At 67.3% G+C, this 14,964-nt stretch carries 11 protein-coding genes; 8 read left to right on the forward strand and 3 right to left on the reverse strand.

All coding sequences use genetic code 11. The features are described 5' to 3' along the window. Positions 1-159: 159 nt before the first annotated feature. The 5 genes from M6D93_RS05795 (at position 160) to M6D93_RS05815 (ending at position 7,105) form a co-directional block, all read left to right on the forward strand. Positions 160-2,889: an ATP-binding protein gene (locus M6D93_RS05795; RefSeq protein WP_249773415.1), complete on the forward strand. Its 2,730-nt coding sequence runs from the start codon at positions 160-162 to the stop codon at positions 2,887-2,889. A gap of 227 nt (positions 2,890-3,116) precedes the next feature. Continuing rightward, positions 3,117-3,278: a hypothetical protein gene (locus tag M6D93_RS05800; RefSeq protein WP_249773416.1), complete on the forward strand. Its 162-nt coding sequence runs from the start codon at positions 3,117-3,119 to the stop codon at positions 3,276-3,278. Between the two features lie 182 nt (positions 3,279-3,460). Beyond that, positions 3,461-5,272: a copper resistance CopC/CopD family protein gene (locus M6D93_RS05805; RefSeq protein WP_249773417.1), complete on the forward strand. Its 1,812-nt coding sequence runs from the start codon at positions 3,461-3,463 to the stop codon at positions 5,270-5,272. Between the two features lie 9 nt (positions 5,273-5,281). Next, entirely contained in the window at positions 5,282-6,034 is a 753-nt protein-coding gene (locus tag M6D93_RS05810; RefSeq protein ID WP_249773418.1) for a hypothetical protein, read from the forward strand. Positions 6,035-6,235: 201 nt separating this feature from the next. Continuing rightward, positions 6,236-7,105 carry an SGNH/GDSL hydrolase family protein gene (locus tag M6D93_RS05815; protein WP_249773419.1) on the forward strand — a complete coding sequence of 290 codons (870 nt, stop codon included), beginning with the start codon at positions 6,236-6,238 and terminating at the stop codon, positions 7,103-7,105. 24 nt (positions 7,106-7,129) lie between these two features. On the opposite strand, the gene M6D93_RS05820 is transcribed toward M6D93_RS05815, so the two are convergent. Next, entirely contained in the window at positions 7,130-7,639 is a 510-nt protein-coding gene (locus M6D93_RS05820; protein ID WP_249773420.1) for a hypothetical protein, read from the reverse strand. A 632-nt stretch (positions 7,640-8,271) separates the two neighbouring features. Here M6D93_RS05820 and M6D93_RS05825 point away from each other — a divergent pair. From M6D93_RS05825 to M6D93_RS05835, 3 genes are read left to right on the forward strand one after another with little or no spacing between them, the layout of a single operon-like run. Beyond that, positions 8,272-12,138, forward strand: a complete 3,867-nt coding sequence (locus tag M6D93_RS05825; RefSeq protein ID WP_249773421.1) for a hypothetical protein — start codon at positions 8,272-8,274, stop codon at positions 12,136-12,138. 54 nt (positions 12,139-12,192) lie between these two features. After that, on the forward strand, positions 12,193-12,585 hold the full coding sequence (locus tag M6D93_RS05830; RefSeq protein ID WP_249773422.1) for a DUF2237 family protein: 393 nt from the start codon (positions 12,193-12,195) through the stop codon (positions 12,583-12,585). Positions 12,586-12,628: 43 nt separating this feature from the next. Beyond that, on the forward strand, positions 12,629-13,426 hold the full coding sequence (locus M6D93_RS05835) for a class I SAM-dependent methyltransferase (protein ID WP_249773423.1): 798 nt from the start codon (positions 12,629-12,631) through the stop codon (positions 13,424-13,426). A 61-nt stretch (positions 13,427-13,487) separates the two neighbouring features. Here the strand turns inward: M6D93_RS05835 and M6D93_RS05840 are convergent, their stop codons facing one another. Further along, positions 13,488-13,781 (reverse strand): MoaD/ThiS family protein, encoded by a 294-nt coding sequence (locus M6D93_RS05840; protein ID WP_249773424.1) that lies wholly within the window; start codon positions 13,779-13,781, stop codon positions 13,488-13,490. Beyond that, the gene (locus tag M6D93_RS05845) at positions 13,778-14,890 is read right to left on the reverse strand and encodes a WD40/YVTN/BNR-like repeat-containing protein (protein ID WP_249773425.1); all 1,113 of its coding nucleotides are present in this window, start codon (positions 14,888-14,890) and stop codon (positions 13,778-13,780) included. The genes M6D93_RS05840 and M6D93_RS05845 overlap by 4 nt, the downstream gene beginning before the upstream one ends. Between the last annotated feature and the right edge of the window lie 74 nt (positions 14,891-14,964).

Here is a 14,964-nt window from a genome sequence, read left to right on the forward strand (position 1 = left end):
TGGCGGGCGAGCGGATCCCGACGCTGAACGATCGGGACGGTGGCACCGCTGGCAGGTTCTGCGGTCCCTGCGGATGTTGGCACGATCCCTGTGGTGGACGTGGTGGACCGTCGGTCTTGATATGCCGGGCCCGGCGCGTCCTGCCTTACGCTCTGGTGCGTGGCCGATGCGCGATTGCCGACGGGGACGGTCACGTTCTTGTTCACCGACGTCGCGGCTTCCACGGCGATGTGGGAGAAGGCGCCCGTGACGATGGGCGCGGCGATGGCCCGGCACGATGAGCTGGTCGAGTCGGCGGTGGCCCAGGCGGGTGGGTGGCTGATCCGGCCGCGCGGCGAGGGCGACTCCCGGTTCGCGGTCTTCGTGCGTGCATCGGACGCCATCGCGGCGGCCGTCGGTATTCAGCGCATGCTGGCGGCGGAGGCCTGGTCGACTCCTCGGCCCATCCGGGTTCGTATCGCCGTGCACACCGGTGAGACCGAGCTGCGCGACGGTGACTACTACGGGAATACCGTCAATCGCTGCGCCCGGCTTCGTAGCATCGCCCACCCGGGCCAGATCCTGTTGAGTCAGGCCACGGTGGATGTCGCCGCGGCGCGGCTCGGTGATGGGGTCGTGCTGCGGGATATGGGCACCCACAAATTGCGAGATCTGACCGAGCCAGAACGCGTTCACCAGGTCGCCTACCCTGGCCTAGCGGACGAATTTCCGCCCCCGGCCTCGCTGGACACGGTCACGCACAACCTGCCCGCCGAACTCACGCCGCTGGTGGGACGAGACGCCGAAGTCGGCGAGGTCGCCGCCCGGCTGGGAAGCCACCGGCTGGTCACCCTGACCGGGCCAGGCGGCTCCGGTAAGACGAGGCTGGCCGTTGCGGTCGCCGCCGAAGTCTTGGCCCTGCATCCGGACGGGGTGTGGCTTGTGGAACTTGCCCCGCTCACTGATCCCGACTTGGTCGCCGCGGCGATCGGGGGCGTCACCGGAGTGCGGCAGAGCCTGCATGGATCGATTCTCGACACGACGATCGAGCAGCTCGGCGCGAAGGCGGTCCTGCTCGTCGTCGACAACTGTGAACATGTCGTCGACGCCGCGGCGAAGGCGATCCACTCGTTGCTGCGCGGCACCCCGAACCTCAGAGTGCTGGCGACCAGCCAGGAGCCGCTGGCGATCGCGGGTGAGCGGGTCTATCCGGTTCCTCCCTTGCGGTTGTCCGACGCAGCCGAGCTGTTCGGACAGGCCGCCGCCACCACGACACCGTCCTTCGTCATCGACGACACGAACCGCGACATCGTCAACAGCTTGTGCACCGCATTGGACGGAATCCCGCTCGCGCTGCAACTGGCCGCAGGCCGGACCCGGGTGATGAGCCCGGCGCAGATTCTGGACCGGCTGTCCGATCGGTTCAAGCTGCTCAAAGGGGGCGAGCGTAGTGCGCCCGAGCGGCACCGTACCCTCGCGGCGGCGGTGGACTGGAGCCACGACCTGCTGACACGGGCGGAGCAGATCCTCTACCGCAGGTTGAGCGTGTTTCACGGAGGAGCGACCCTGGAGGCGATCGAAGCGGTCTGCACCGACGCAGACCTCGACGCCGACGAAGTCGTCGACCTGGTGCAACGCCTGGTCGAGCGCAGCCTGCTCGTCGCCGACCACACGGCCATCGACACGACTTTCAGCATGTTGGAGACGATCCGGCAACACGCCCGGGCGAAGCTGAACGTAGCTGGGGAGACCAACTCCTTCCGCGACCGGCACCTCGACTGGTTCCGCTCCCGAGCCGAGGCGGCGTACCACGCCATGAGCGGCGCGGACATGGCCTACTGGGTCGCCGCCCTGCGCAGCGACCAGCACAACACTCGGGCCGCCCTGGCCTGGGCGTGCTCTGGCGGGGAACCGAATAAGGGCCTCGAACTCGGCCGGTACCTACGTCTCTACTGGCACGTGGAGGGAATCCCCGGTCAGGGCGCCGACTGGCTTGAACGCCTCCTGCATCTCACCGCGGGCGAGCGGTCACTGCCCCGCGTCTACGCTCTTGCCTCGCTCGCGCGGTTACGCGCCTCGCCGGATGCTGATCCGGAAGTGTTGGCTGCGGCCGAGCAAGCGCTCGTCATGGCTCGGGAACTAGCCGATGCTCCCGCGGAAGGTTTTGTGGAGTACGTGCTTTCCTTTTGCGATTTCCACGATCCGATCGCGCATCTTGAATCGGCGCAGCGATTGATGCCGGCCGACGATCCGGACCGGGCGGCGGTCGACTCGAACATGGCGGAGGCGTATTGCGACGTGATGCGATGGGACGACGCGATCCGACTCGTCGAACCGTTGCTCCTGCGTGCTGAGTCGCAGGGAAATCTCGACAGCGTTCAACATCTGTCCGAGGTCTATTCGAAAGCCGCGAGAGGGGTCGGCCACGCTGAGGAGGCCCTGCAGCACGCGGAGAGAGCGGTCGTGGTGGCGCGCCAGGTTGGTGCTCCGACCAGGCTGTTCATGGCGTTGGACTCTCGGATCGACTCGCTGCTTGAGATCGGAGACTACGTAGCGGCAGCGAAGGATGCTGTGGAGCTTCTGACAATCGCCGAGAGCGTTGATCCCTCCTTCGTGAGGAGCCTGGCCTTGTATCAGGCGGGAGCGGTCGCCGTCGCGTTACGGAGGAGCGAGGTCGGAGCCATCCTGATCTGGGTCGCCTGGCGTGAACTGCGCGCCGCCTGGCTCCGCGTGCCGCGCCTGGTGCGGTTGCACGAGCGGATACTCGGCCAGGCTCGCGCCGATCTCGGCGACGAACGATACGACCAGTCCTTGCGTCGGGCCGAAATCATGACCGTCGACCACGCGTTCACCGAGGCAGCCGCGAAACTGGCGGAGTGGACTTCGGCCGCGCACGGCGTGGACGTCTGAGGGAGCGGTCACTGACCTGTTCGGAGCGAGCCGCCCCGCCCAGCTCCGAGAGCGATCACGCCACTCTGAATGCGGCGAACATCAGCGCTGTGCCGCACACACATCGTCGTCCTGGATCAGCCCTGATTCGCGCTGGCCGGGCTTATGTTCGCCAGCTGACATACACCGGCTCCACGCGGGCACACACTGTTACCCATCGGAAAGCCTACCCATCAAGGGAGAACCTGATGAGCGAAAAGAAGATCCAGCCCGTAGACCCCAAGAGCACTGACACGGGGGAGGCCGGCAAAGCTGTGGAGGCCGAGCAGGGTGTTGCCGATCGCAAGACTGGATCAGACCGCATCGTCCGTGCGTCCGGACGGAAGACGGGCAGCAGTCGGTGGCATTAGGGACCTCACCGATCTGTGCTGCATCCCTGGGCTCGGTCATCGTGCATCGATCGGACCACCGGCTGGGGTGATCCGGCAGATGACAGTGTTGTCACGAGACTCGGTTCCTCGCGGGGCGCCCGTTAGGGTCGCGTGAACACTGCCGTCCGGCTGTGGGTGCAGCGGTCCTTCGGGGGATGGACATGGCTGGTGTGCTGCCGAACCGTGGCCTGCTCTGCGCGGCTTTGGTCGCAGGCTTGTTCCTGCTCATGGTGGCCGCTGCGCCCGGAGCATTCGCCCACGCCGTGCTCGAATCGTCCGATCCGGCACCGGGCTCTGTGATCGCCCCCGGACGTCCTCAAGCCACTATCGAGCTCGGATTCGACGAGCCGGTCGAGGTGTCCCTCGGCGCGATCCAGGTCGTGGCCGGTGACGGCAAGCGGGTGGACGAGGGTACCGTCGAGCACCCGGCCGGCGCCGCCAATCGTGTGTCGGTCCGGCTGAGACCCGGCCTCGCCGAGGGAAGCTACCTCGTCCTGTGGCGAGTCGTGTCGGCCGACTCCCATCCCGTCCATGGATCGTTCACCTTCGCGCTGGGGCATCCGGGCACGGTCGCGTCCACAGCGCCGGGCGGTTCACCGCGAGCTCTGACCGTTGCCCTGGGGTCGGCGAGATTCATCGGCTACGCGGCATTGCTGCTCCTCGTCGGGGCGATCGTCTTTGTGGTCGTCTGCCTACCCGGGCTGTGGACGAACCGGCGGCTGAAAGTCCTGTGCTGGGCGGTGGTTTCTGCAGCCGGGATCGCGACCGCCGCCGGATTGGCTCTGCAGGCCGCAGTCGACATCGGAGGCGGATGGTCAGCCAGCGTTGACCCGGTCGCGGTGCGGGCGATCAGCGCGACGCGGTTGGGTCACGCGCACCTGATCCGCCTGGTCATGCTGCTACTGCTCGGCCTCGCTCTGATCCGGACGAGGGCGCTGGCCAAGCGAGAGCGTGCCGCGCTGCTCACCGCGGGCCTCGCCATCATGGCCACGGTTGCGTCCGAAGGGCACGCGGGCCAGCGGAATTACACCATCGCCATCGACCTGATCCACCTGATGGCCGCGGCCGCGTGGCTTGGTGGTCTCGTGGTGCTCGTCCTGATCGTGCTGCCGCAACTGCGCCGACCAGCAGGAGCTAAAGCGGGGCCAGCCGCGCTTGCGCAATCCCCCGCACTGGCCGACCGGCTCGCGGACGCGGCCCGATCCGGGCCAGCCACAGCACCGCCGGTAGTGGTACTCGAACGGTCCGCGCCGACCTGGGCGAACTCGCCGTCCTCGCCGTTCTGGAGTCCGGTACACCGGTTCTCCTGGCTGGCGGTGATCTCGGTCGCGCTGCTGTCGGTGACCGGAGTTGTCCAGGCGTTGCGGCAGGTGTCGGAGTGGGGTGCCCTGATGGGAACCGCCTACGGACGTCTACTACTGGTGAAGATAGGCCTGGTCGCGGCGGCGCTTGTGGTCGCAGCGCTGTCGACCAGCGTGCTGCACGCACGTCCCGGGCTGCTCGATTCCCGACGTCGCGCGGCCCGGCTCGGGCGGACAGTGGCCCTGGAAACCGCGATTCTGCTGGCGGCGGTCGCAATCACCTCCGATCTCGTGTCCAGCACGCCCGCGTCGGTGGCCTATCGCCCGGTCCAGGACCGGACCATCAAGGCTGGGCCGGTCACCGTGGAGGTGACAGCCGTTGACGGTGGCGCCCGCGCGCTTGAACTGCACATCTACACCTACGGCCCCGACGGCGCCCTGGCCGAGGTCCAGCAGCTGCGAGGGGAGGCGAGGCGGACACAGGCCCGGAACGGCAGCGCTAGCGGCACAGACAGTGGGCCGGTGACGATTCCCCTGATCCAGGCGGGGACAGGCCATTTCATCGCCAATCGATTGCTGTTGCCCGCAACCGGATCGTGGACCATCACCCTCGTGGTGCAGACGGGCGAATTCGATGCGTACACCACCACAACCACCCTGACAGTTCGGTAGGACTCGCCCATGCCCAGATTTCGCCTGTCGCGCCTGCTCATTCTGCTCATCGTGAGTGCCGTTCTCGGACTGCTGAGCGCACCGGCGGCCTCCGCGCACGGGGCGAACGGGCGCCCCATTCCGGACGCTGCCCACTACCTCACCACGCTCACCGGGATGAGTCCGGCGATCGCCGGAGTCACCGCCGCGGTCGACCCCCGCGGCGAATGGCTCGAAGTCGCCAACACGACCGGCAAAGCGCTCATCGTTCTGGGTTACGCCCGCGAGCCCTACCTCAAGATCGATGCGGCAGGGACGGCAGAAAACTCCTATTCACCAACGCTGGCGCTGAACCAGAGTCTGTTCGGTGACCTGTCGCAGCTGGGTGAAGGCACCCTTCCCCCGAGCTGGCACTACACAGGCACCGGACATTCGGTTCGCTGGCACGATCACCGAATTCACTGGATGGGTGTGGACCGGCCGCCGGCGGTGAAGTCCGCCCCAGGAACGGCGCACCTGGTCGGCAACTGGAGCGTGCACATGGCGCTCGCGTCGACGCCGGTGACGATCACGGGCACATTGAACTGGTTGCCGATGAAGCCCCACATCAGCCGGATCGTCGTCTACCTGCTGATCGTGGGTACGTTGCTCTTCTCGGTCTTCATCGGACTGTTCGCCCTGGTGGTGCTGCGCTCACGCAACGTGCCCGATGACCTGGCAAGTCTGGACTCGGCGCCCTGGGACGACCGCATCGGACGCTCTCCAACCCGGCCGAGAACGTGATCGAACCTCGCGATACGACAGAGGATTCCTCGTGCGCCAAACGCGGCGGAATGGTGCCTGAGCCGGCCGCATCAGCGATTGCTGTCCGGCGCCGTCCGTAACGGCGTCCGCGTCGCCTCGTTAGACGACCAGACGGCCAGCGACGTCCGTACCCTCGCTGCCGCTATCGCCGACTCTGAGGGGCCTGCCTTGCGCCGACCGATGATCACCTTCGCTGCCGTGTCCATTCTCGCCGCCGTCACACTTGCCACGCCGTCGGGCGCTGCCACGACCGGTGCTCAACCGGCGGTGGCGCCGTTGCGTTACGTGGCCCTGGGCGACTCCTACAGCGCGGCGTCGGGCAATCTGCCGCCCGACCCCGCCGCCGCTCCGGAGTGTCTGAGATCCACCGTGAACTATCCGCATGTGATCGCCGCCCGTACCGGTGCCCTACTGACAGACGTGAGCTGCGGTGGCGCCGAGACGAAGGACTACTTCACCGCCCAGTACCAGGGCGTCGCTCGCCAGCTCGATGCCGTACCGAGCAGCACCCAGCTGGTGACGATGACCATCGGCGGTAACGACAGCGGCGTGTTCGTCAACGCCATCACCGATTGCGGGACCGCGGGCTTGTCCACGCTCGGCCAGGGCAGTCCATGCCAGGACAAGTACGGGTCCTCCTTTCACGACACCATCACGGGCACGACCTATCCCGCTCTGGTGAAAGCGCTCACGGCAGTGCACGCCGCGGCCCCGCACGCCAGGATCGCGATCCTGTCCTACCCGTGGATCATGCCCAAGTCCGGCGGCTGCTTCCCGCAGATGCCGGTCGCCACGGGAGATGTGCCCTACCTACGAGGGATTCAGGCCACCCTCAACGATGCGGTCCGGCGGGCCGCGACCGCAACCGGCTCGATCTACGTCGACTTCAACGCGGTCTCCGAAGGGCACGACGCGTGTCAGGCAATCGGTACACGGTGGGTCGAGCCGGTCCTCGCGGGCACCAACCCGGTCATCGTGCATCCCAACGCGCTCGGCGAAGCTCAGCTGGCGGCCCGGACGATGAGCGTGCTGCACCTGTCCGGCAGGTGAGGCCCCAGCTGTTGCGGTAGCCGCTCACGCGATGGTGAACGTGACGGGGTCGCTGACGAGCTGGAATCGTTGCTGGTCAGGCGTTGGTGCCGAGCGTGACGGCGACATCGCGCCGGAGTCGGCAGGGGCGTTGGGCGCGAGGTTCAACCCGTCGAGCCGATAACCGAGCACCGCAACAACGGAGTATTGCCCGGCCGGCAAGGGCGATGCCCCGCCGTCGGGGGCGCACCCGTGCAGTCGCACCGAGGTCGGCAGGACAGGTATGGCTCGCTCGCTCGGGCCGCTCAAGGTGAGTGGCATGAGGTAATGCGCGCTCGCCCCGGTGCTCGTCGCCACTACCGTCCCGTACCGCATCACGAGGATGCGGGCCAATGCCGGTCCGGTCAGGATGCGTGGACCGTCGGAGGCGATGTGCAGACGGCTCTCGATCTGCACGGTGCCGCCGGCCGGGACGGAGGTGGGCACCCGGACTGTCAGGTGGGCGACGGCAGCGGCCGGGCCGGTGCTCGAGCCGGGCGCCGCGGCGGCGCACACCGGCGAGGGTGTTCCTGCCGACCCCGAAATCTCGCCCGTCGCTGATGCTGACGCTGACGCTGATGAAGGCTGTCCCGACGAACTCGCCCCGCCAGCCGACCCGCCGGTGGCACCGCTGCTAACCGGCCCGCTGCCGCTGACCGATCGAGAGCAGGCCGTCAAGAGGTCGAGGAGTAGCACTCCGGTCACGATCAGGCCGACGGGCACGGCGGCTTCGGATCGCAGTCGACTCCGCGTACGTCCCTGCGTTCGTCCCTGCGTTCGACTCTGCGTTCGACTCTGCGTTCGACTCTGCGTTCGACTCTGCGTTCGACTCTGCGTTCGTCTCTGCGTTCGTCTCTGTGTTCGACTCTGCGTTCGTCCGCTCGGCCGGTATCGCATTCGTACTCGCCTCCTGCCCCACGACGGAGTGGACCTTCGCATTCTCTGCGGGCGGCCTGTGTGTATGGCAAGGGTTAACTTTGTGCGTAGCCCTTGCGTAAATGAAGCGTACGGGTGAAAACTCCGCCACGTCACATATCGGGAGTTCTCGCCCGCGATCCCACCCGCGCGGGGCCTCCCTCCGTTCTTCTGGGGGCTCGATGTCTCGATCCGGCTTGCGCTCGTACCGTGTCCTACTTGCCTCAGCCGCCTTGATCGCTCCGATGCTGGTGGCGTTCGCCCCGCCGGGGCAGGCCGCACCACCCAAGGACGACACCCCGGTGCTGCGGACGCCAAAGGGGCAGCAGGACAACGGCTCGGACGAGCAGGGCTTCGACAAGTTGCGCGACGCCTACTACTGGAGCCGCCTGCTCGCCGGCGACGACCAACTGACGCTGAGCCAGGCTGCTGGACTGCGCAACAGCGCGTCCACGAAGGCTTCGGGCATCGGCAACGACAGTGTGCGGGGCGCAGCGCGCGGCGGAACCTGGAGCCAGATCGGCCCGAACCCCATCGTCCAGAACGGCAGGACGACCAACGCGTTCGAGGCTGTTTCGGGTCGGATCGGCGCGCTTGCGATTCGCAAGGACGGGACGATCATCCTCGGTGCGGCGCAGGGCGGCGTGTGGACCTACAACGCCACCACCCAGAGTTGGACCTCGCGGACCAAGGACAGCGACACCCAGTCGGTCGGGGCACTGGCTATCGCGCCCAGCAACGACAACGTGGTTTACATGGGCTCCGGTGAGGGCGCCCTGTCCGGTGACAGCTACTACGGCGACGGGATCTACCGATCCGCCGACGGCGGCGTGACCTGGAAGCACGTTTCCAGCCTGTTCGTCGGCCAAGCCGTGTCGGCGATCGCCGTTGATCCGGCCAACGCCAACCACCTGTACGCAACGACCCTGCGCGGGCGCGGCGGTGCCCGGCGAACCTCTGCACCCGCTTCGGCCCCTTACGGCGTCTGGGAATCCACCGATGGCGGTCGGCACTGGACCTTGCGCAAGGGCACCACCAACGAACTGCACGGCGCCACTGACCTGGTGCTGGACCCGCAGAACTCCAAGGTCGTCTGGGCCTCGTTCTGGGGTGACGGTATCTACCGTTCCACCGACGGTGGCGTGACCTGGGCCAGCGCGCTCGGCAACCTGCCCCAGGGCAACTTCCTCGAAGGCGGAACGCGTTTCTCCCTCGGCATCTCCCGCCCCAGCGCGTCCTCGCCCGCAGTGGTGTACACCGGCTTCGACTACTTCGACAACACCGACGCCTATCACGAGAGCCAGGTCTACAAGACCAGCGACAACGGCGTCACGTGGAACGCGACCCCTACCGGCTCCGGCAGCGACAGCGTGCTGGGCTACTGCGGCACCCAGTGCTTCTACGACAACGTGATCAAGGTCGATCCCACCAACCCGAACGTCGTTTACGTACTGGGTCTCTACGGTTATGACTTCAGTCCGCCCTCGGGTGGCGTCTGGCGGTCCACCGATGGCGGTCAGACCTGGAAGAGCCTCGGCTACGACCTGCACCCGGACTTCCACGCCTTCGCCTTTCAGCCCAACGACACCAAGCACATCGCGATCGGCAACGACGGCGGCGTATGGCAGTCCAAGACCGGCGGTGGGCGAAACGGTGCGACCGATCCGCTGTCCGCGGCCGATTGGGAAGACCTCAACGGGACCGTGAACCCGGCGACCGCGGCCCTGATCCACTCCACCGGCCTGGCCATCAGCCAGTTCACCAGCATCGCCACCGTTCCGCAGGTGGCCGGTCAGTACTGGGGCGGCACGCAGGACAACGGCACGCTGCGTAGTTCCCTGGCCAACAGCCGCTGGTTCGATCAATCCAGCGGGGACGGCGGGCAGGTCATCGTCGACCAGTCGACGGTCAACCCGATCAACCCGACCGGCGCGGCGGCCTACGTCTTCGGTGAGTACTACTCGATCTCGCCCTACCGATTCGACCCCTCGGAGGTGGGAACGTTCTTCGGCAACGAGTACATCAGGGGCGGCATCAACCTCAAGGACCGGTCGGAGTTCTACGTCCCGTGGGTGCAGAACCGCGGCAACGTCAACCAGATGTTCCTCGGCACCTACCGGCTGTACCGCAGTGACAACGTCGAGGCCCCCAAGGCCGGGGACGTGCACTTCACCCCGATCAGTGGCGACCTGACGACCGGCTGCACCGGAGCCGCACCGAACGGTGCCCGCGGCTGCCTCATCAGCGCGATCGGCCTGGCTGACGGCGGTGACGGTGTGTATGTCGGTAGCGACGACGGTGTCGTGTCGGTGAGCCCGAACGCGGTCACCTCCGATTCGCCCACCTGGACGCAGGTCGGTCAGAACCGGCTGCCCAACCGGCCGGTCACCCAGTTCGCGGTCGACCGCTCGAACTGGCGGATCGCCTACGCCTCCTACGCCGGCTTCGGCGCAGCGACCCCGAGCCGGCGCGGGCACGTCTTCGCCACCACGGACGGCGGCAAGCATTGGCAGGACGTCAGCGCCAACCTGCCCGACATCCCCGTCAACAGCGTCGTGCTGGATCCCTCGGACCACCGGACCGTCTACGTGGGAACCGACGTCGGCGCCTTCGTCTCGACCAACGGCGGACATTCCTGGCTCCGGCTGGGCAGCGGAATGCCGAAGGTCGCGGTGTGGCAGCTGGACTACGACCCGAGCCACGGCGTGCTGGCGGCTGGGACGCACGGTCGTGGTGCCTACACCTTGACCAACCGCAACGCCGAGCCGGCGCTCGTGGTGTCGAAGAAGGACAGCGGTCTGCCCGTGGGACCCGGCCGCAACATCGATTACACGATCACGGTGAAGAACCTGGGTAACGCGGCCGCAACCGGGGTCAAGGTGACCGATCCGATCCCGGCGCACACGAGTTTCTCCTTTGCCGGTAACGGAGGTACGTCCCATGGGGGCGTGGTCACCTGGCGGGGATTGTCGATCCCCGCGGGCGGCTCGATCGTGCTGACGTACTCGACCCGGATCGCGCCCCGGCTTTCCAGCGGGGTGAAGTCCATCGTGAACGACGGCATCCGGGTCCGCTCCGACCAGGGCGTGAGCACGACCGGTAGCCCGCACGTCACGCCGATCGCTCCCGCCAACGCAGTGGCCGTTACTCCGGCCGCGCAGACCGGTGGCGCTCGGGTGGGTCAGCAGGCCAGCTACGTGGAACACGTGACCAACAACGGTTACAAGGCCGACAGCTACACCCTGTCCACCGCCGGCTCGTGGACGTCAGCGACCTATGACGCCACCTGCACCACGGCGATGACCAGCACAGTCGTGCTGCAGCCCGGCAGCAGCACCGATGTGTGCGTGAAGGTCACCGTCCCGGCCACGGCGGCCAACGACGTCACCAGCGACACGACCCTCACCGCAACGTCGGACGGGGACAGTTCGGTGTCGGGAAGTGCGACGCTCACCACGATCGCGGTGGCCGTCGACACCCTGCTGGTCGACAACGACAACAACGCACCAGACGTGGCCGCCAAGTACCAGGCCGCGCTGACGGCCAACGGAACCGCTTTCAGCACGTGGGATCTGCTCGCTCATCCGGTGCTGCCGCAGTCCTACCTGACCGCTCACAAGACCGTGGTCTGGTTCACCGGTAACTCCTATCCCGCTCCGATCACGCCGTATGAGTCGGAACTGAAGGCGTTGCTGGACGGTGGCGGCCGGCTGTTCATGTCCGGGCAGGACATTCTCGATCAGGCGGCCGGAACGACGACCTTCGTCCACGACTACCTGCACATCAATTGGGACGGCACGGACGTCCAGAACGACAAGGCGACTGTCGCGGTTCACGGGGTCACCGGTAACCCGGTCACGAACGGGATCGGATCGGTGCCGCTGGATCATTCGGTGCTCAACGCCAACTTCGAGGACCAGATCACCCCGATAGCGCCGGCCACCCCCGCCTTCACCGACGACTCCGGGGCGCCCGATGCGCTGACGGTGGCGTCGGGGACCTACAAGGTGATGTTCCTGGCCTTCCCGTTCGAGGCGTACGGAACCGCAGCGCAACAGGCCTCGCTCATGGGGCAGGCCCTGACCTACCTGGGCAGCTGAGCGGGTTCGTGACGCCATCGGACAGGGCGGCCTCGAGTGGAGGATGCTGCACTGGTGAGCGAGCGCAATGTGCTGGGCGGGGAACTGCAGTCGTGCGGCACTGAACCGATGACCGGGTTCTTCCGGGACGGGTGTTGCAGCACCGGCCCGGAAGACCTCGGCAGTCATACGATCTGCGCCGTGGTGAGCTCGGAGTTCCTCGAGCATCAGCGCAGGATCGGCAACGATCTGTCGACTCCGCGGCCCCAGTACGGCTTTCCCGGTCTGGTGCCGGGGGATCGGTGGTGTGTGACGGCCTCGAACTGGGCCCGGGCGTTCAACGACGGCGTTGCCGCTCCGGTGGTGCTGAGTTCGACGAACGAGGCCGTGCTGGCTCTGGTGCCCTTGGATGCGTTGCAGTTGCATGCCGTCGACGTACCGCCGGATCTGAGCACCCTCGACGCGTGACAGGGCTCTGGACCGCACGCCGCCGGAGGTGGATGCTCATCCGATGAGCGATGATGCGCGGTGGGCCGGCTCCATGCCAGAGATCTATGACCGGTGTCTGGGGCCGACGCTGTTCGCGCCGTTCGCCGAGCACCTCGCCGGCATCGCGGCGGCTCTGGCGCCCACCGACGTCCTCGAGCTCGCTGCCGGTACGGGCATCGCCACCGCCGCGCTCGCGAAGGCCATGCCCCAGGCACACCTCGTGGCCACTGACCTGAATCCGGCAATGGTGGAATACGGCGGGGCGAGGGTCGGCAACGCTCGCTGGCAGGTCGCTGATGCCCAGCAGCTACCGCAGGACGATGCGAGCTTCGACCTCGTGATGTGCCAGTTCGGGGCGATGTTCTTTCCCGACAAACCCGCTGCCTACGCCGAGGCCGCCCGCGTGCTGCGGCCTGGCGGGACGCTGCTACTCGGGCTGTGGGACGCCGTGGCGGCTTCCGAGTTCGCCCAGGCCGTGGTTGACGGATTGGTGTCGGTGTTGCCCGGCACCGACGCCAACTTCGTCACTCGAATTCCGCACGGGTACCACGACGACGAACAGATCTCTGCCGATCTGCAGGCCGGTGGCCTCGTCGACGTCCAGATCGATCGGGTCGTGTTGTCGGGCACGGCGGAGTCGGCGGCCAAGCTGGCCGAGGGATTCTGCCTGGGATCGCCGCTGCGTTACGAGCTGGAGGCTCACGGCGATCCCCACGCGCTGACCCAGAAGATCGGCGCCGTGATGACGACGCGACTCGGGTCCGGCCCCGTGCAGGGGCGCATGGGTGCCCTGACGGTCCAGGCCCGCCGCCCGCTCTGACCGAGCTCGCTGCTAGGAGCGTTCCCGCGCCGGTGCCGGTGCCGCACGGCGTGGTGAGGCCTCAGCCTCCGGCCATCGCGCCCACTATGCGCAGCGGTTCGGTGCCGTCGGCGACCGCGGCCGGGAGCTCGGAGTCCGGCGCCTCGTGGGACAGATCCTCATGACAGGCGAAGAGCCGGACGAAGTCCCGGCGCCGGCCGGTGGCCGGATCCCGAATGGTGCCGCGGAGTGCGGGATAGCGTTGTTCCAGAGCGTCGATCACAGCGCGCTGCGTGGGCTCGGCCTCGAGTGTTATCTCGCGTTCGCAGTGGGCGAGCTGGCGAAGATGCGCGGGCAGCAGCACACGAATGGTCATAGCGTCTGTACCTCCACCGACAGCACGGGCGGCAGATCGCGGACGATCGGTGCCCAGCGGTCGCCGCCGTCGGCCGAGGCGTACACCTGGCCGCCGGTGGTGCCGAAATACACACCGCACTCGTCGAGGTTGTCCACTGTCATCGCGTCACGCAGCACGTCGACATAGCAGTTCTCCTGCGGCAAACCTTCGGTCAGCGCTTCCCACTCCGTGCCGCCGCTGCGACTGCGGTAGACCCGCAGCTTGCCATCCGGCGGGAAGTGCTGGGAGTCGCTGGTGATCGGCACGACGTAGACGGTGTCGGGCTCGTGGGCGTGCACGGCGATGGGGAAGCCGAAGTCGCTGGGGAGGTTGCCGCTGATCTCGCGCCAGTGCTCGCCACCGTCATCGCTGCGCATGACGTCCCAGTGCTTCTGCATGTACAGGGTCTCCGGACGGTCGGGGTGCATCGCGAGGTTGTGCACGCAGTGTCCGACCTCGGCCGCGGGCGAGGGGATGCCGTCTGACAGCAGCCCTTGATTGATCGGCCGCCAGGACAGTCCGCCGTCGTCGGTGCGGAACACTCCGGCCGCCGAGATGGCCACGGTCATGCGATCCTTCTCGGTCGGGTGCAGGACGATCGTGTGCAGACACATACCACCGGCGCCGGGCTGCCATTGCGGCCCGGAGCCGTGTTCACGCAGGCCGGCGAGCTCCTGCCAGGAGTCGCCACCGTCGGTGCTGCGGAACAGCGCGGCGTCCTGGATGCCGGCGTAGATCAGGTCACGGTCGGTGGGCGAAGGCTCGAGATGCCAGACCCGGGCGAACTCCCACGGACGCAGGGTTCCGTCGTACCACTGGTGCTCGCCGGCGGGGCTGGAGTAGCTGAAGTCGTTGCCGACCGCCGCCCAGGTCAGACCGCCGTCGTCGGAACGCTGGATGACCTGACCGAACCAGCCCCCCGAAGGTGCCGCCCAGATGCGGTTCGGGTCGGCCGGTGAGCCGGCGACGTGGTAAACCTCCCAGCCGGCGAAGTGCGGTCCGGCCACCGTCCAGTCCTTTCGCCGTTCATCCGAGGTGAGCACAAAGGCCCCTTTGCGCGTGCCGACCAGTACTCGTACGCCGCTCATCGTCGCCTCCGTCGTGGTGTCGTCACTCATTGGACCTGCCCGGCCCACGAAACTCATCGTCAACCCGCACTGTG

Source organism: Jatrophihabitans telluris (genome assembly GCF_023516435.1).
In the GTDB taxonomy this organism is placed as follows: domain Bacteria; phylum Actinomycetota; class Actinomycetes; order Mycobacteriales; family Jatrophihabitantaceae; genus Jatrophihabitans_A; species Jatrophihabitans_A telluris.

What these genes read in the sequence shown, in the direction of transcription:
- M6D93_RS05845 (WP_249773425.1), bottom strand. Translation starts at nt 14,890, where the DNA reads ATGAGCGGCGTACGAGTACTGGTCGGCACGCGCAAAGGGGCCTTTGTG.
- M6D93_RS05810 (WP_249773418.1), top strand. Translation starts at nt 5,282, where the DNA reads ATGCCCAGATTTCGCCTGTCGCGCCTGCTCATTCTGCTCATCGTGAGT.
- M6D93_RS05840 (WP_249773424.1), bottom strand. Translation starts at nt 13,781, where the DNA reads ATGACCATTCGTGTGCTGCTGCCCGCGCATCTTCGCCAGCTCGCCCAC.
- M6D93_RS05815 (WP_249773419.1), top strand. Translation starts at nt 6,236, where the DNA reads ATGATCACCTTCGCTGCCGTGTCCATTCTCGCCGCCGTCACACTTGCC.
- M6D93_RS05800 (WP_249773416.1), top strand. Translation starts at nt 3,117, where the DNA reads ATGAGCGAAAAGAAGATCCAGCCCGTAGACCCCAAGAGCACTGACACG.
- M6D93_RS05835 (WP_249773423.1), top strand. Translation starts at nt 12,629, where the DNA reads ATGAGCGATGATGCGCGGTGGGCCGGCTCCATGCCAGAGATCTATGAC.
- M6D93_RS05805 (WP_249773417.1), top strand. Translation starts at nt 3,461, where the DNA reads ATGGCTGGTGTGCTGCCGAACCGTGGCCTGCTCTGCGCGGCTTTGGTC.